This window comes from Nannocystis sp. RBIL2 (assembly GCF_026626745.1).
Classification (GTDB): Bacteria; Myxococcota_A; Polyangia; order Nannocystales; family Nannocystaceae; genus Nannocystis.
The window spans coordinates 4,304,704-4,320,990 of the sequence record NZ_JAPNJW010000002.1 but is presented as its reverse complement, the minus strand read 5'-3'; the positions used below and the strand labels follow the sequence as shown (position 1 = coordinate 4,320,990).

Annotated in this window: 13 protein-coding genes and 1 pseudogene; 7 read left to right on the top strand and 7 right to left on the bottom strand. The window is 69.9% G+C overall.

Translation table 11 applies throughout. The features are described 5' to 3' along the window. Positions 1–37: 37 nt before the first annotated feature. The 5 genes and pseudogenes from OV090_RS42090 to OV090_RS42070 all read right to left on the bottom strand — a co-directional run. Positions 38–397, bottom strand: a pseudogene (locus tag OV090_RS42090) (condensation domain-containing protein); the annotation flags it as partial. Positions 398–1,868: 1,471 nt separating this feature from the next. Continuing rightward, a complete protein-coding gene (locus tag OV090_RS42085; protein WP_267710531.1) occupies positions 1,869–2,042 on the bottom strand; it encodes a hypothetical protein in 174 nt (57 codons plus the stop codon). Next, the gene (locus tag OV090_RS42080; RefSeq protein ID WP_267710530.1) at positions 2,039–2,305 is read right to left on the bottom strand and encodes a hypothetical protein; all 267 of its coding nucleotides are present in this window, start codon (positions 2,303–2,305) and stop codon (positions 2,039–2,041) included. The genes OV090_RS42085 and OV090_RS42080 overlap by 4 nt, the downstream gene beginning before the upstream one ends. A 27-nt stretch (positions 2,306–2,332) precedes the next feature. Continuing rightward, on the bottom strand, positions 2,333–2,485 hold the full coding sequence (locus OV090_RS42075) for a hypothetical protein (protein WP_267710529.1): 153 nt from the start codon (positions 2,483–2,485) through the stop codon (positions 2,333–2,335). A gap of 231 nt (positions 2,486–2,716) precedes the next feature. Further along, positions 2,717–4,267, bottom strand: a complete 1,551-nt coding sequence (locus tag OV090_RS42070) for an FG-GAP-like repeat-containing protein (protein WP_267710528.1) — start codon at positions 4,265–4,267, stop codon at positions 2,717–2,719. 296 nt (positions 4,268–4,563) lie between these two features. Here OV090_RS42070 and OV090_RS42065 point away from each other — a divergent pair, with 296 nt between their 5' ends. Both OV090_RS42065 and OV090_RS42060 read left to right on the top strand, forming a co-directional pair. Further along, positions 4,564–4,806: a hypothetical protein gene (locus OV090_RS42065; protein ID WP_267710527.1), complete on the top strand. Its 243-nt coding sequence runs from the start codon at positions 4,564–4,566 to the stop codon at positions 4,804–4,806. Positions 4,807–4,853: 47 nt separating this feature from the next. Next, complete coding sequence (locus OV090_RS42060; RefSeq protein ID WP_267710526.1) at positions 4,854–5,708, top strand: alpha/beta hydrolase-fold protein; 855 nt, start codon at positions 4,854–4,856, stop codon at positions 5,706–5,708. Positions 5,709–5,785: 77 nt separating this feature from the next. Here the strand turns inward: OV090_RS42060 and OV090_RS42055 are convergent, their stop codons facing one another. Beyond that, entirely contained in the window at positions 5,786–7,264 is a 1,479-nt protein-coding gene (locus OV090_RS42055) for a PLP-dependent aminotransferase family protein (RefSeq protein ID WP_267710525.1), read from the bottom strand. A gap of 83 nt (positions 7,265–7,347) precedes the next feature. Between OV090_RS42055 and OV090_RS42050 the strand changes: the two genes are divergently transcribed. The 5 genes from OV090_RS42050 to OV090_RS42030 all read left to right on the top strand — a co-directional run bounded on the left by OV090_RS42050 (position 7,348) and on the right by OV090_RS42030 (position 14,611). Next, a complete protein-coding gene (locus OV090_RS42050) occupies positions 7,348–7,845 on the top strand; it encodes a cupin domain-containing protein (protein ID WP_267710524.1) in 498 nt (165 codons plus the stop codon). Continuing rightward, on the top strand, positions 7,842–8,753 hold the full coding sequence (locus tag OV090_RS42045) for a dihydrodipicolinate synthase family protein (RefSeq protein ID WP_267710523.1): 912 nt from the start codon (positions 7,842–7,844) through the stop codon (positions 8,751–8,753). The genes OV090_RS42050 and OV090_RS42045 overlap by 4 nt, the downstream gene beginning before the upstream one ends. 4 nt (positions 8,754–8,757) lie before the next feature. Then, positions 8,758–9,093 (top strand): DUF3565 domain-containing protein, encoded by a 336-nt coding sequence (locus OV090_RS42040; RefSeq protein WP_267710522.1) that lies wholly within the window; start codon positions 8,758–8,760, stop codon positions 9,091–9,093. A 639-nt stretch (positions 9,094–9,732) separates the two neighbouring features. Further along, positions 9,733–13,830, top strand: coding sequence for a chemotaxis protein CheB (locus tag OV090_RS42035; protein WP_267710521.1), 4,098 nt, complete (start codon positions 9,733–9,735; stop codon positions 13,828–13,830). 580 nt (positions 13,831–14,410) lie between these two features. Beyond that, the gene (locus OV090_RS42030; protein ID WP_267710520.1) at positions 14,411–14,611 is read left to right on the top strand and encodes a hypothetical protein; all 201 of its coding nucleotides are present in this window, start codon (positions 14,411–14,413) and stop codon (positions 14,609–14,611) included. 69 nt (positions 14,612–14,680) lie between these two features. Here OV090_RS42030 and OV090_RS42025 read toward each other — a convergent pair whose 3' ends face one another. Then, positions 14,681–16,141, bottom strand: coding sequence for a phospholipase D-like domain-containing protein (locus tag OV090_RS42025; protein ID WP_267710519.1), 1,461 nt, complete (start codon positions 16,139–16,141; stop codon positions 14,681–14,683). Positions 16,142–16,287: the final 146 nt, after the last annotated feature.

The following is a 16,287-nucleotide window of genomic DNA, read 5'->3' as shown; positions in this document are numbered from 1 at the left end:
TGACAGGCGGCGAACAGCTCGGCGAGAGGGTGATCCGGAACAGCGGGCCGCGCTCGAGATCGAAGGGGACCGCGGCCTCGTCGGCGGCGGCGGCGAGGGCGTCGCGGTCGCTGGCGGGATCGAGGTCGGTGCCCAGCGCGACGACGCGGAGCGGCAGCTCCGTCGCGGCCGACACCCGCTGCACCGGCCGGCCGTCGCGCTCGCCGATGGTGGTCCGCAGCACCTCGTGACGCGCGGCGATCTGGGCGACGGCCTCGCGCAGCCGCGCCGGCTCGACGTCGCCGTCGAGCCAGGCGCCGCCGCGCTCGTGGAAGGCGGGCACGGAGCCGTGCAGTCGGGCGAGGAGCCACATCCGCTCCTGCTCCAGCGAGATCGGTGCAATCGTCGGTTCAATCATGGTAGTCGTTGTCGTGAGGTGCACCAAGGCAGCGCGGCCGCGAGGCGGGCGCGCTCATGAGTCGCGGACGCCCGTCGCGGCGCTCGAGCGGCGCGATGCGTGTCTATCGAAGTGAGTCGTGATGTCTCCGCCGCGCCGGCGCGAGCGGGCCGGCGCGGCCCCCCGCCGATCGGGCGCGGCTGCGCTGGCATGAATGAACCCTCGGGTCGCCTCCGATTCGAACTCCGCACATTCGAGCCGTGGGACGGACGCCCACCCCGTATTCGCCCAGGCGCGGGGTGAATACGAGGGGCAGCTCCGATTCATCATACGACGGCTCCTCGCAGGCGCCGGATAAATCGACGTGAGGTTCGACGCAGGCCTGTGCGATCGGGGGCACGCCGAGGCGGCGAGCGACGGTCGATTTCCGGGGTGTTCGGCGCACCATGTCGCAGTCCTCGATCGCAACAGGACACCCTGTCGCCGGCGGTCGGCCACTGCCTCGCTTCAGCAACCGGCGTGCCACTCGAGTCGGGGCCGAATCGCGGCCCCCGCCCGCCTCGCCGGGCCCAAGTCCCATGGGACAACGAGGCGGGAGCCCCAGGGGCCCGCGCTTGTCCCCAGCCACGCTCGCAGATGGCGAGGAGGCCGGCGCCTGTCGTGAATTTCGCGGCTGTGCTGAAGTCACTCGCTGTCCTGAGCGCCATGTGGCCAGTGACGAATTGTCCCGACCTTCGCCGCGAGATCGCCGCGTCGGTGAGCCGCGACGCCCGCAGGAGCTGTAGTGAAGAGAAGGGCGACGTCGATTGGTCGGCATGACGGGCGCTCGCATCGGGCTGACCCCGGCGAGAGGACATCGCCCTCCAGACGGCGGGCATGTCGCGTCTGGCAAGAGCGCGTCGTGCCGACGAATGCGCTTGACGGGCGCTCGCCTCGGGTTCCGCGCCGCGCGCCGCCGTCGGCCTTTGCGCAGGCGAGAATGTCGCGTGGAGCGAGCGGCTCCAGAGCGGCGAGCGGGCTTTCGCGCAACCTTCGCGCTGGGGGCGTCGCTCGTGGGTCGCTGATTTGTCCTCGTCGAGATTCCGGCGCGAGGACGTCGCTACGTGTCCCGGCCGCGGCATCGATTTGCCCTCCTAGGGAGTTCCGGGGGCGAAGGCGATGCGTGCGGCGGGGATCCGGCAGCCGCTCCTCGCGGTCTCTTCGGCCAGGTTCTCCGGCCGTGGCGGTCGCCGGACTGGTCAAGCGCGGACACATGCTTCGCCCGCTACTTCATGCGCGGCACGAAGCAGGTGCAGCTCGAATGACGCCTCGTCTGCACGGCTCACAACCTGCGCAAGCTGCTGTCCGCTGTCGGTAGCGACGCTCTCGCCGCCAGGCCGTGGACCTCTCGCGCGGCGACGAGCGGGGCCGGCGACGCTCTCCGCAGGCGGCACGGAGCGGCGGAGTGGGACGCAGGCGGGGATCCTGATCGGGCCCAATTCTCGCGTATGAGCTAGTTTCGGGCGGCGTTGCCGCTAGTTGCCAGCGGGGTACCACTCGGCGGCGCGAGGGTGAAGTTCGTCCGCTTCGCCGGGTGCTTGAGCGGGGCGGGCGTGAAGTCCAGGGCGGCGACGGCCCCGGCGGTGAGCGCGGCCTTGTTCAGGTGGATGGAGTAGCGCAGCGTCATCTCGAGGTCCGAGTGGCCCTGTGCGTGAGGACCGAGTGACGGATCCGGTGCGGGCCGTAGACGGCCCCGCCGATCTTCCTCTGCCACTTCCGTACCCGCTTGCCTGCGGCTCGGTCCTTGACCTTGAGGATCCGCTCGCCGCTTCGGCGCTTCTGATAGTCGCGCAGCGCCTCGCGCAAGACGGAATGCAGGGCGATGGTGCCGACCACGCCCTTCGGCGCGTCCTGCATGGTGCCCTTCATCATGTTGCGAAAGATCTTCATGGTCCCGCCGGCGAGGCCGACGTCGGATCAGTGCAGCCCGACCGCCTCGCCGATCCGCGGCCCGCTGTAGACGAGCAGGAGAGCGAGCAAATGATCCTCGGCTCCCTCCTCGGTCTCGAGGTAGGCGATCATTTGCCCGAGTTGGTCGCGGCTGTAGACCTCGAGAACGCGTGGCGCCACCTGGCGACCGGAGCCGCAGCGTTCGGGTGGTCTGTTCGCGCCGGGGTGGGCGATCAGCAAGCGCTGGGGTCGCAAGTCGACGCCAGCGTGACTCTTGAACAGCTCCACGCGTGTCGCCTTGCGAGCGTTTTGGGCATGAAGCAGAACCCGGCTGTCGTGATACCTGCCGCGAGCGTCACGAGCGCACCCGAGGCAGCCGTCCGCCAGCGCGGGCGCCTGCCCCCGCAGTGCTCACATGAGGCACTCGGCCGGTGCTTTCCTGCGGATCGGGCGCGACGCCGCCATCACGCCGCCGAAGTAGTCCTCGGGCTCGGTCGCCAGCGAGCCGATGTCGCTCTGCTGCCATTCCTCGCCAGACACGATCGTCGGCGCGCTCGCACTCGAGAGGTACAGCACCTGTACCACGCCCTGGTCCGGAGCCGTGGCGAGCTCATTCGACACGTAGATCGCTACGTCCTCGGCGCCAGCGCCGTCGAAGTCCCCGCACGCGAGCAGGTAACCGAACCCGTCGACGACCTCCGGGGTGCCCGGCACGTTCGGCGTCGATTGATCCCACACCTTGTTGTTCACGTCGGTCAGGCCGCTCGCGGACCCTCGAATGACATGAACCGCCCCGTGGGCGTTCTCGCTCATGTCACCGACGAGCAGATCCGCGTACCCGTCGTTGTCGGCGTACGACGCGGCCACCGACCATCCGAAGGCGGCCAACGCTCCCACGGTCTGCAGCGAGCCCCAGCCCGCGTCGATGTAATCGTCCGCCGGAGACGACGACTGGACCCCGCTGGCCGCCGTTCCGTAGAACACGGCGACCGCGCCCGACGCCAGCCCGATCCCCACCTGCGGGAGGCCGATGGCGAGGTCCTGGCACTCGTGCCCGTTCGCGCTGTCGCCGTTGAAGTTCCCGACCGCCAGCGAGCTCCCGAATACGTCGCCGTCGGTCGGCCCGGCGTGGTTGAGCAAGTACTCTGCGCCAGGGCCCGCCGACGTCGACAGTCCGCTGCTCGACCCGTAGATGATGTCCACGCGGCCGACCTCGTCGGTGCCGATGAGGTAGCTGATGTCCCCGATCGCCAGATCCTCGTGGCCGTCGCAGTTGAAGTCGCCCGCGGCGAACGGCCCGAAGCCGAAGCCCTGGTGATTGGCCGTGCCCACGAAGGTGTGCGCGCCGGGGCCGTTCGTCCCGTTCAGCCCGGTGTTGCCGCCGTAGATGATCATCACCCCGGGGTCGTCCATGTAGCCCGCGGCGATGTCGTCGCGTCCGTCGCCGTTGAAGTCGCCGGCCGCAAGGGCGCGGCCGAAGTACATGCTGTCCGCCGGAGCGCCCGGGACCCCCGCGCTCGCGCGCGTCAGCACGTGATCGTCGAACTTGCGCAGCCCGGTGCTGGAGCCGTAGAACACGTGCAGGGCCCCCGCCTGGGTCGCCGCGCCCACCGTCTGCCCGGGCACCCCAATGACGAGGTCGTCAAAGCAATCGCCGTTGAAGTCGCCCCAGGCCAGCGCGGAGCCGAACCACTCGTTGATCGCCGAGTCGTCCTCGACGTCGGTGACGTCCTGCCAGATCGCCGTCATGCGCGTGGCCGGATCGTCGAGCCCGAGCGAGCTGCCGTACAGCACGTTGACCAGGCCGGCATCCGTCAAGGTGGTGCCGATCTTCTCCCCCAACGCCCCGATGGCCAGGTCGTCGTACCCGTCGCGATCGAAGTCGGGTCCGCGCGCCAGCGCCAGCGCCGGGGCGAGGCAGAGCGTGATAATGAATGCAGATACTCGATGAGTTCTTCGCATGGTGTTCTCAGTCCTTTTCCGATTTGCAGTACGCTCGTTCGTCGACCACAGGTGGAACATCGATCCGATGGAGCGAATGGTGCGACGTATAATTCTACTCTCCGCCCACCAGTCTACGATCGGCGAAGCGCGGCAAAAGTCGGTGTAGAACATCGTATTCCGTGAGCTGCTGCACAGCGGAATCGCTCGGGGTTCACGGCTGATGCGCTCCTAAGGTTTTCCCCGCCCGCGTTCCTTGAGCTGCGCGTCGTCCGCAATCCAATTGACGAGACTCCCCCATCGGCTGCCGCGCCACCGTGGACGAGAAGATCCAGACCAAGTTCGTCAACTTCGACGACCACATTATGGTCGTCAAGGGCGATCCGCTGTGGGGCTTCTCGAACTGCGACGCCGAGTGTCCTGGTCCTTTCCCCGCGAAGTGCCCGGCCGGCGACGCATACCCGTGCGAGATGGTCGGCAAGGTCGCCGAGTGCGACACGACTTGGGGCGCGGGCGCGGCCCTCGAGGCCTCCACTGCCCAGCGGCGGCCTCCGGCTTGACCCCCGCGCAGGTTCCGTGGTCTGGTCCCCGGCGCCCTCGGCCTCGCATGCATCGCTGCACCCGCACGGTCTCGCTCGCATGCCTGCTGCTGTGCGGCTGCGCGGCCGCGCCAGCGCCGGCGACTGCGGCCCCGGCGGAGCTGGCTTTCGGCCGCTCGATCACGATCGACTCGCGGGTGCTGGGCGAGACGCGACGGATCAATATCTACACGCCGCCCGGCCATGAAGCAGACGACACGCCGCTGCCGGTGCTCTACATGCCCGACGGCGGCATGAAGGAAGACTTTCACCACATCACCGGGATCGTCCAGGTCTCGACGGCCAACGGCACGATGCGGCCGTTCCTGGTGGTGGGCATCGAGAACACCGAGCGCCGGCGCGACCTGACCGGTCCGACGAACGACCCGGAGGATCGAAAGATCGCCCCGCGCGTCGGCGGTTCGGCCGCGTTCCGCCGGTTCCTCCGCGAGGAGCTGATGCCGGAGATCCGCCAGCGCTACCGCGTCACGGAGGAGACCGCGATCGTCGGCGAGTCGCTGGCCGGGCTGTTCGTGCTCGAGACGTTCTTCGTCGAGCCCGCGCTGTTCGACACGTACATCGCCATCGACCCGAGCGCGTGGTGGGATCGCGGGTCGCTCCCGCAGCAGGCCGCCGCTCGCCTGCAGCAGCCGGGGCAGCCGCCGCGGACGCTCTTCCTGGCGACCTCCGACGAGCCGGACATGCAGCGCCACGCGCAGGTCGTCGCCGACGCGCTGCGCCAGGTCGACGCGCCGGGGGTGCGCTGGCACTACGCGCCGATGCCCGACGAGCACCACAGCACGATCTTCCACGGCGCGGCGCTGCGAGCGTTCCGCACGGTCCTCGCACCCGCCCCGGCCGAGAGCCCGCCGGCGTCCCCGTGAGCGGCCCGCAGGTGGCGCTGGCAGCGCGGCGAAGCATTTCTCGCACCACCTCGGCGTCCCCGTGAGCGCCCCGCGGCTCACCGCCCCTTTTGCAGGCGGCGCGACAGGCATCGCTCGAGGAGCTCGCAGATCGCAGTCAGCTCCTCGGGCGTGTGCGCGGCGAAGCCGAAGCGAAACGCCGCGACCTCGCCGCGCGCGAGGTGGACCGAGCCGGGGGCGAGCACGAGGTTCTCCCGCCGCGCTCGCGTGACCAGCTGGTCGACGGCGGCAGGACTGTTCATCCGGACCCACAGCGCGAGGCCGCCGCTCGGGCGCTCGCACGCGAAGCTGGCCGCCAGCGTCGGGCTGGCCGCGAAGCGCTGCAGGAGCAGGTCCCGGCGCTGCGCGTAGAGCTGCCGCGCGCGCCGGGCGTGGCGCTGCAGCTCGCCGTCCTCGATCAGCTCGGCGATGGCGCGCTCGAGCACGACGTCGCCCTGACGATCGAGGCTCTCGCGGGTCGCCCGCAGGCGCGCGACGATCGCCGGCGCGGCGATGACGTAGCCGAGCCGCACGGCCGGGGCCAGCAGCTTCGACAGCGAGGCGACGTAGACGAAGGGCGGGCCATCTGGTGCGGCGGTGGCGGACAGCGGCAGGAGCGGGGTGCCGTCGAAGTGGTACTCGTAATCGTAGTCGTCCTCGACGATGACCGCGCCGTACTGCTCGCAGATCCGCCGCAGATGCATGCGCCGCTCCGGGGCCAGCGCGACGGTCGTCGGATACTGGTGATGCGGGGTGACGTAGACCGCCTTCAGCCGCCCGCGCAGCTTCCTGGCCGCGGCCTCGAGCAGGTCGGTGCGGAGCCCGTGCGCGTCGACCTCGACGTGGACCACCGCGGCCCCGGCCAGCTCGAACGCCCGCCACGCCGGCGCATAGCCCGGGTGCTCGACCGCGACGACGTCGCCGGGCTTCAGCAGCGCGAGCGCGAACAGGCTGAGCGCGCCCTGGCTGCCGTGGGTCAGGACCACCTCGTCGCGCGAGCACGACAGGCCGCGGGCCTGATTGACGAAGCCGGCCAGCACCTCGCGCAGCACGGGGTCGCCGGCCGGGTCGCCGTAGCCTTGCCCTGCCGCGCGCACGTGGGCCCGGAGCGCCCGGCGCTGCGCCCGCGCGAGCGCGTCCACCGGGGCGATGCGGGCGTCGGGGACGCCGTCGCCGATGCGGAGCAGCGCCGGCTCGCGCTCGACGATCCGCGGGGCCTCTTCGCGGCGCGACTGCACGTCGCCGACCGGAGAGCGCGGCAGATTCATTGCCACCCGGATCCCCCGGGCCGGCAGCGCCTCCAGCCACCCCTGCGCGACCAACTCGTCGACCGCCGCGACCACCACCTTGCGGTTGACGCCGACCTGGGCCGCCAGAGTGCGGCTGCCCGGCAGGAACGCCCCGGGCGCCAGCCGTCCGCGCTGGATCTCCGCCACCAGAGCGCGCGCCAGCTGCGTCTGCCGCGGCACCGCGGCGGCCGGGTCGAGCGCGAGGTCGAAGCGCCACGGGCGGCGATCTGGACCCCTCGATATGTTCATTCTGGCTCCTCCCACGGGTCCAGTGTGGCGCTATCTCTTTCTCCGTGCAAGCCGGCGGCGCCGGCCAAGAAAGCGGAGCGATCATGACGCAGAGGTTCCATTCGGCAGACTTCGACAAGACCCCGCCCCGGCCGCGGGTCGTGATGCCCGAGCGGCTGGGCCACCCCGCCGTCGAGGCGGCCGGGCAGCACGGCGATTACTCGAAGGCGAGGAAGCACCCGGTGTTCTTCGTCGACCTGCCGTCACACGCGATCAGCATGACGATCGGCTGGCTCGACCCGGGGCAATCCTCCAACCGCCACCGTCACACCTACGAGACTCTCCTCTACATCCTCGAGGGCGAGGGCTATTCGTACGTCGGCGGCCGGCGCGTCGACTGGCGGCAGGGTGACGCGGTGTACGTGCCCGTGTGGGCCTGGCACAACCACGTCAACACCGGCAGCGGCCGGGCGCGCTATCTCGCCTGCGAGAACGCGCCGATGCTGCAGAACATGGGCGGCGTGGCCCTGCGCGAGGAGGTGCCCGATCGCGGCGACCAGCTGTTCGACGCCAACCACGAGACCGGTGGAGGTGGCCGATGAACGCGCCGCTGCGGGGGATCATCGCGTATCCCATCACTCCGTTCACCGACGGCGGTCGTGTCGACGAGCCGCTGCTCGCGCGGATCGTCGACGACATGCTGGCCGCTGGCGTGCATGCGCTCGCCCCGCTCGGCAGCACCGGCGTGCTGCCGTACCTGTCCGACGACGAGCGCGAGGCGGTCGCCGAGACTGTGGTCAAGCGGGTAGCAGGGCGCGTGCCGACTCTGGTCGGCGTCTCGGCCCTCACCACCGAGCGGACAGTGCATCACGCTCGCCACGCCGAGCAGGTCGGCGCCACCGCGGTGATGATCATCCCGATGAGCTACTGGAAGCTCACCGACGCAGAGATCGTGGCTCACTTCGACAGCGTCGCGAAGGCCATCTCGATCCCGATCGCGCTGTACAACAACCCGGCCACCGGCGGCCTCGATCTCGGCCCCGACACGATCGCCAGGTTGCTGCAGATCCCCAACGTCACCATGGTCAAGGAGAGCACCGGCGACGTGCACCGCATGCACCGCCTCGTGCAGCTGTGCGGCGAGGACGTCGCGTTCTACAACGGCAGCAACCCGCTCGCGCTCGCGGCCCTGGCCGCCGGCGCGCGCGGCTGGTGTACCGCCGCCCCGCACGTGATCCCGCGCCTCAACGTCGAGCTGTACGAGGCAGTGATGCGCGGCGACCTCGACGGTGCGCGGCGCTCGTTCTACCGCCAGCTGCCCTTTTTACAATTCATCGTCGCCCACGGCCTGCCGCGCGCGATCGCGGCGGCGCTCGAGCTGTGCGGCACGCGCGTGGGGCCGCTGCGGGCGCCGCTCCGGCCGCTGGAACCCGAGCGCGTCGCGGAGCTGCGGCAGATCCTCGTCGACCTCGAGGTCCTGCCGGCGTCGCCGCGGTCCGCGGTAGACTGACGCCGTGACCGACCCGACCCATACTCAAGGTGACGCGGGCCTCGCCGTCCCGCGGCGGATCCTCGGCTTCGAGCGCGACGCCGCCGGCGAGTGGATCGTCCGCCTCGCTTGCGGGCACCGTCGGCACGTCCGGCACCGCCCGCCGCTGTCCGACTACCCGTGGCTCGCCGACGCGGCGGCGCGGGAGGCCCGGGTCGGCGCGGCGATCGAGTGCGGGCGCTGCGGTCGCGGCGAGCAGCCCGCCGACGTGGCCGAGTGTCGCACGACCGACACGTTCGACGAGGCGACCCTCCCGGCCGGCCTGCGCCGCGATCGTACGATTCGCGCGGGCGGCTGCTGAATCGACACGCGGCGTCGTGCGGGTCGCGGTTCTCGCCGAGGCTGAGCCGCGTCGGCGTCGCGCACGAGTCGGCCTGGCCGGCCCCGGGGTAGAGCGCGCGGTAGAACCACAGCGTCATCAGGCTGGCGTAGGTCTCCGACAGCGGCAGGACGTCGTCGATGGTGCCGGGGTGGCAGTCGGCCGCGCACGGCATGCACACGAGTGGCTCGAACATCAGGCCCGGCAGGTCGTCTTGTGCACCGTCCCGCTCCAGGGCGTCGACTGGGCGCTGGTGCTCGGCTGCTCGCTGGCGCCGGTGGCGACGGTGGAGCTCGTCAAGCTGACCGCGCGAGGAGCCGCTCGTCGAGCGCAGGGTCGGCGAACCGGACGGCGCGGAAAGGTCCTGAGCGACCGGAACAGTCTGCGGCGTGCCAGTGACGCCACGTCTTCGTCGACTCGAGCAGAGCGTTTTTTTTCGCCTGGGGCGTGTGAGCCCCGCCTTCGCGTCTTTGTTGCGGTTGCACCCCTGTCCACGGGGCTTGCACGCGAAAGCGGCCTGGGCCGTGGCCAGCTCTTTGGATTGCGTCGGGGGACATCCGCGTGCTATGCGATCGGGTTGCTCTGCTGCACGCAGACGACTGACCCCTCGAGGAAGTGCACGTGCCGACCTCTATTCGCCCCGGCAGTTCGGAGGAACGCTCGGCTCTCGTCCCCGTCGTCGGTATCGGCGCCTCCGCCGGCGGCCTGGAGGCTTTGGAGCAATTGTTCGCCCACGTGCCGCCCGAGCCAGGCGTGGCCTTCGTCGTCGTCTCGCACCTCGCCCCGCACCTCCCGAGCCTCATGCCCGAACTGCTCGCCAAGCAGACGGCGCTGCCGGTGAGCGCGGCAGAGGACGGAGCGCCCATCGAGCCCGACCACGTGTACGTCATCCCTCCGAACGCGGCCCTCACGCTCGAGCACGGCGCGCTTCGACTCGAAGCGCGAGACGATCGCACCAACCTCATCGACACGTTTCTCCGCTCCCTGGCGGAGGAGCGAGGGGAGCGAGCGATCGGCGTCATCCTCTCCGGGACCGGCAGCGACGGCAGCCTCGGCCTCAAGGCGATCAAGGAGCACGGCGGGGTGGCGATGGCACAGGAGCTCTCTTCCGCGAAGTACAACACGATGCCCCGCACCGCGATCAACGCGGGCCAGGTCGACTGGGTGCTCCCGGTCGAGGCGATGCCCGCCAAGGTGATGGAGTACGTCGCACGCATCCAGAACGCCGGCGCCCGCCCGGTCGACGGCGCGCACGACGTGACCAAGGCGCGCGAGCACGACTTGCTGATGCATCAGTTGTGCGCGCTCATCCACCGCAGGACCGGCCGCGAATTCAGCCGCTACAAGCGTTCGACGATAGAACGACGGGTGCAGCGGCGAATACACGTGCTCCAGCAGCGCTCGCTGGAAGATTACGTCGACATGTTGAAGAACACGCCGGCGGAGGTCGATCGACTGTTTCAGGACCTGCTGATCAGCGTGACCCAATTCTTCCGCGATCCCGAGCTGTTCGAGGCGCTGGCTCGAGACGTCTTGCCGCGGATCCTCGCGGACAGGGCGGCCGACGACCTCGTGCGGGTGTGGGTCCCCGGCTGCGCCACCGGCGAGGAAGCCTACTCGATCGCCATGCTCCTGGCGGAGGCGCCGCAGACGGCGGCCCTCGGCGCCAAGATCTTCGCCACCGACATCGACGACGAAGCGCTGGAGGTGGCGCGCGCCGGGCGATACCCGGAGACGATCGCGGACCGGGTCTCCCCGGAGCGGCTCGAACGCTTCTTCGCGCCCCGACCGAACGGGGGCTGGCAGGTCCGCAAGGAGATCCGGGACATGTGCGTCTTCTCGACGCACAGCATCATCAGCGATCCACCGTTTTCACGGCTCGACCTGATCTCGTGCCGGAACGTGCTGATCTACCTCGAGAGCGACCTCCAGCGGACCGTCTTTCCGTTGTTCCACTACGGTCTCCGCCCGGGCGGCTTCCTTTTGCTCGGACCGTCCGAGAACGTCACGGCCCACCCCGAACTGTTCACCGCCGTCGATGCGAAGCAACGGATCTTCCAGCGGAAGGAGGCGAAGGTCGCCGTCAAGTTTCCGGTCGGGGGACTCGGCCTGCCCGGTCGTCGGCTCGCCGTGGCGCCGCAGGGCCACGAGCCGGCGGCCCGGGATCAGAACCTCACCCGAACGCTCGAGCGCTTCATCCTCGCCGTCTATGCGCCCCCCGCCGTCATCGTCCGCGGCAACGGCGGGATCGTGTTCGTCTCGGGGCAGACGCGGAAGTTCCTCGAGCTCGCGCCGGGCGCGGCGGGGATGAACGTGCTCGAGATGGCCAGCAAGGAGCTCCGGCCGCACCTGCACGTGCTGCTGCGCGAGGCCACCAGCAAGCGCCAGGAGCGGATCCAGCGCGGAGTCTCGCTCCCCGTCGACGGCCGCGTTCAGCCGGTCGACATCGTCGTCCGGCCGCTCCTCGAGCTCGGCGCGGACTCCGATCTGTACGCCGTGATCTTTTACGAGGCAGGCACCTCCCTGAGCCCCGAACAGGCGGAGGCCGAGGGCCGCGCCCCCGCGATCGGCGAAGCGCACGCCGTGGCGCTGGAGACCGAGCTGCGCAGCACGCGGGAGAACCTGCAGACGGCGGTCGAAGAGCTCGAGGTCGCGAACGAGGAGCTGAAGTCGACCAACGAGGAGCTGCAATCGTCCAACGAGGAGCTCCAGTCGTCCAACGAAGAGCTCCAGACCTCGAAGGAGGAGCTGCAATCGATCAACGAGGAGCTCCATACCGTCAACGCCGAGCTGAGCCGCAAGCTCCAGGAGCTCGACAAGGCCAACAGCGACCTGCAAAACCTGTTCGTCAGCAGCCGGATCGCCACCGTGTTCCTGGCCGGCGACCTCACCATCAAGCGCTTCTCGCCCGAGGCGAGCCAACTGTTTCGCCTGATCGACAGCGACGTCGGGCGCGACATCACCGACATCGTCCCGAAGTTCGCCGGCGGTGACCTCGTCGCGGACGCCGAGCGAGTGCTGCAGACCCAGTCCACGATGCAACGCGAGGTCCACCTGCTGGATACGGATGTCTGGTACCTGCAGCGGATCCAGCCCTACCGAACGACCGACAACGTGGTCATCGGCGTGGTCATCACATTCGTCGACATCACCGATTTGAAGTCCGCCAGGGACTCGGCGCGCCGGCTCGCGGCGATCGTGGAGTCGTCCCACGACGCCATCCTGGCGCTCGATGACCGCGCTGCGATCGTGACCTGGAACCACGGCGCCGAGCTGATGTTCGGTCACACTGCGAAGGAAGCCACCGGGAGACCGCTCGGCTTCCTCGTCGCCCCCGGCGAATCGTCGCCGTTCGGCTCGGCCTTCGCCGCGGCCCTCCGCGGTGAGCGCAGTCCGCCGATCGAGGCGTTCTTGCAGCGAAAAGACGGTTCGCCGGTGCGGGTGCTGGCGAGTCTATCGCCCATCGCCGACACCCAGGGCAGCCGGGCCGCGGTCTCGTGGATCGCGCGCGACATCACCGAGCACGCGCGCGACCGACAGGCCCTCCGCGAGAGCCAGAAGCGCTTCCACGAGGTCAACGCGGCGGATCGGAAGAAGACCGAGTTCCTCGCGCTGCTGGGCCACGAGCTGCGAAACCCGCTCGCGCCGATCCGCAACGCGATTCATTATTTGCGGCGGGCCGTGCCGGCCCCCACCCCCGAGCTCCAGCGGGCGGTGGAAATAGTCGATCGCCAGGCCGGGCACATGGCCCGGCTGATCGATGATCTGCTGGACGTCTCCCGGATCTCCAGCGGGAAGATCCTCCTCAAGAAGCGGCGCGAAGACCTCGTCGCCGTGGTCCGCACCGTGGTCGAGGATCACCGCGCCGAGGCGGCCCGCGCGGGTGTCTCCGTGCAGTTCACCGCCCCCGAGCCTCTCCCGGTCAACGGAGACGCGGTGCGGCTGTCGCAATGCATCAGCAACATCCTCGGCAACGCGTTCAAATTCACCGACCCCGGCGGTCGGATCTCGGTCGTGCTCGAGCGGCGAGGCGACACTGCGGTCGTGCGGGTGAGCGACAACGGCGTCGGCATGGACCCCGAGACCCTGGCCAGGGCCTTCGAGCCCTTCGCGCAGTCCGACGTTCACCTCGCACGAGGGCGGGGCGGCCTCGGCCTCGGCCTCTCGCTCGTCAAGGCGCTGGTCGAGCTGCACGGGGGCACGGTCAAGGCGACGAGCGCGGGCCAGGGTCGTGGTACGGAGGTCTCGCTTCGTTTGCCCCTCGTGGCTTCAGCTCCGTCCGCCGCGGAAGCGGACGCGCCGGAGCTCCCAGGCGGCCCCGACGAGCGGCGGCACGTGCTCGTGATCGAGGACAACGAGGACGCCGCCCAGAGCCTCGGCATGTTGCTCGACCTGTGGGGTCATACCGCCGCGATCGCCGACTCCGGCGCAGCGGGGGTGGAAGCGGCGCTCGCAGATCCACCCGACGTGGTCCTGTGCGACCTCAGCCTCTCCGGATCCATGGACGGCTACCAGGTGTGCCGGGCCCTCCGCGCGGCCTCGTCGACGGCAGGCGCCCTCATCATCGCCATGACCGGTCACGGCCTCGCATCGGACACGGAGAATGTCAAGAAGGCCGGCTTCGATCTGCATTTGATCAAGCCAGTCGACCCCGAAGTGCTCGCGCGAATCATCCATGACTCCCCGCTCGTGCACGCGCCGCGGCTCGATTTGCGCTGACCCTCGGCAGGCTCACGCCGACCCGGAGCCTTGAGGCACGCCTGGTCGGCGCGCCGACCCGGAGGGGCCGCGACGACGCCTCGAGTCCGCCCGCAGAGGGGCATCGGCGCGAGCGGGCGAGGACGAGGCCATGGTCAAGAATTCAGCAGCGTCGCAAGAAGACCGGGCGGCCTTCGCGGCCTGCGGGACCAGCCCTCGAGAGGGAGCCGATAATTCGCGTCGTGAGGATGCGCGGTTTCCAGTATTCTGTGAATAGAGGGCTGATTTCATGCAGTTCACCGCTGGCGGGAGCGCCGCGCGAGCTTTGGAGTTTGACTTTCCATCCTATCCCGCCAAAATTCGCATGACTCGCGGCCTTGAGACCGCTGCGGCGAAGCGGTCGAACGGGACGAACGATGTGGAATTTTTTCATCCGCGTGCTCATGCGGGCATGGGCCTCGTTGTGGGCCAGTAAACCTCCGCCGGAGAGCCGGCGAAGCGCTCGGCGCCTGCGGGAAGCCCAGCACGGCCGGGCCCTGCTTGCGGCGGAGTTTGCAAGGCGTCGCATAGGCCGCTACTGACGGCCTACGAAAGTCAGGTCATGTTCGGCAAGATTCGACGCAGGTACAGGCTCGCCGCCGCCGAGGAGAGGATGACGGTCGCCGAGGGCGAGTTGACGGTTGCGATGGCCGAACTCGTCGTTACGGAGCGGGCCGAGAAGCAGATTGTGGGGGAGCGGCTGCGCAACGCGATGGCGGAGCTCATGGCGGCACGAGACGGATTGTCCCGGCTCATGCGATGACGATGCAGCGGATTCGGCTGTCGGCACAAGCGAGCTCGTTTCGGCGACGTTGATGGTGCAGTGCCTGCTCTACTGTGACTTCGTTCGAGCCGGCGCGGGCGCCGCGCGCCGCCGCGATCTCGCCCTGCGGACGACGCCGATGTATCTGACGATCACGCCGAATGCCGACCACAGCGCGAGTGCGGCGAGCGGCCAGGCCAGCGCCCGCGGCCAGTAAAGGGCGACCCCCGCGGTGGCCAACAGCACCAACGCCCCCCCGAGCAAGATCCCCGCCTCCGAGCTCCCGAGGACCCGACGGTTCGTGATCGCGGCGCCCACAGTATTCGCCAGGCGCAAGGCGCCCGCGGCGGCGCCTCCAGACCCCGCGCTCGGCCCGGACCCTTTGGCCTGACCGCGGCGGCGCGAACGGAGCACGACCTCGGTCGCCCCGCGGAGGTCCTCCTCGTACTGCGCCTCCATGCGCCGCGCGAACGCCTCGTCCTCGAACGCCACGTCGAGCTCGCAGTTCCCCATCCAGCTGGCGATGTTGAGGTTGCTCGAGCCGACCCGCGCCCAGCGGCCGTCGACCACCGCCGACTTCGCGTGAAGCATCGGCCCATTCCACTCGTAGACGCGGACCCCGGCCGCGAGCAGCGAGCGATAGCCCGTGCGTGACAGCGCGCCGACGACCGGCAGGTCGCTCGAGCCCGGCACCAGCAGGCGCACGTCCACGCCGTCGCGTGCGGCGGCCGCGAGCCCCTGCACGTACGGTGAAGTGCCGATGAAGTATGCGTCCGTCAGCCACAGCGTCCGCCGGGCCAGGGCCGTGAGCATCTGATCGAGGCGATAGAGCCCGGCGGTGCTCGGTAATGTCGCCACCACGCGCACGGCGGTGTCGCCCGCGATCGGCGGCGTCTCGCAGAGGATCGACAACCGAGCGGGCAGCCTGTCGCCGAGGCTCGCCCAGTTGTCGGCGAAGGCCACCGCGAGGTCGCGGACCGCCGGCCCGCGCAGGGCGATCCCGGTGTCCCGCCAGGCCGCCGTGCCGCGCGCCGGATCGCCGAGCCACTCCTTGCTGATGCACACCCCCGAGACGAAGCCGACCTCGGAGTCGACGACCAGCAGCTTGCGATGATCACGGGACACCCATCCGAACGGACTGGCGACGCTGAACGGGTTGTACGTGCGGACCTCGCCGCCGACCATGCGCAGCGCCCTCCAGATGTGGTCCCGTGATTTGCCGAGGCATCCCAGCCAGTCGCGGATCACGCACACTCGGACGCCCGCCGCCGCGCGTTCGGCCAGCGCATCGCGGAACTCACGGCACAACGCATCGTCGTCAAAGATGTAATTCTCCAGGAGGATCGACGTGCGCGCCCCGCGAATGGCCGCCAGCCAGGCGTCGAAGTTGGCCCGGCCGTCGATCAGCAGCTCGACGGCGTTGCCCTCGATCAAGGGCGCACCGGCGACCCGGCTGAAGGTCTGTTGCGCGAGCAGGCGAACTGCTGCCTCTTCGCGGGAGGCAGGCGCCACGGGTCGGTCGGCAGTCATCGTCATGATCATGATGGAGAACCGGCCGAGCGCGCTCCGGTGAGCGGCTCGCGCCCGCCGCGAGGCGTGCAGCGGACGCCGCGCGGGACCGCTGCGCCCGCGGCGATGCGCTCCACTCGATTCGCAGACGCGGGTCTGGCGCCCGC

Coding starts and splice junctions, on each gene's coding strand:
- OV090_RS42085 (WP_267710531.1), bottom strand. CDS start 2,042: ATGACGCTGCGCTACTCCATCCACCTGAACAAGGCCGCGCTCACCGCC.
- OV090_RS42080 (WP_267710530.1), bottom strand. CDS start 2,305: ATGAAGATCTTTCGCAACATGATGAAGGGCACCATGCAGGACGCGCCG.
- OV090_RS42070 (WP_267710528.1), bottom strand. CDS start 4,267: ATGCGAAGAACTCATCGAGTATCTGCATTCATTATCACGCTCTGCCTC.
- OV090_RS42060 (WP_267710526.1), top strand. CDS start 4,854: ATGCATCGCTGCACCCGCACGGTCTCGCTCGCATGCCTGCTGCTGTGC.
- OV090_RS42055 (WP_267710525.1), bottom strand. CDS start 7,264: ATGAACATATCGAGGGGTCCAGATCGCCGCCCGTGGCGCTTCGACCTC.
- OV090_RS42050 (WP_267710524.1), top strand. CDS start 7,348: ATGACGCAGAGGTTCCATTCGGCAGACTTCGACAAGACCCCGCCCCGG.
- OV090_RS42045 (WP_267710523.1), top strand. CDS start 7,842: ATGAACGCGCCGCTGCGGGGGATCATCGCGTATCCCATCACTCCGTTC.
- OV090_RS42030 (WP_267710520.1), top strand. CDS start 14,411: ATGTTCGGCAAGATTCGACGCAGGTACAGGCTCGCCGCCGCCGAGGAG.
- OV090_RS42025 (WP_267710519.1), bottom strand. CDS start 16,141: ATGACTGCCGACCGACCCGTGGCGCCTGCCTCCCGCGAAGAGGCAGCA.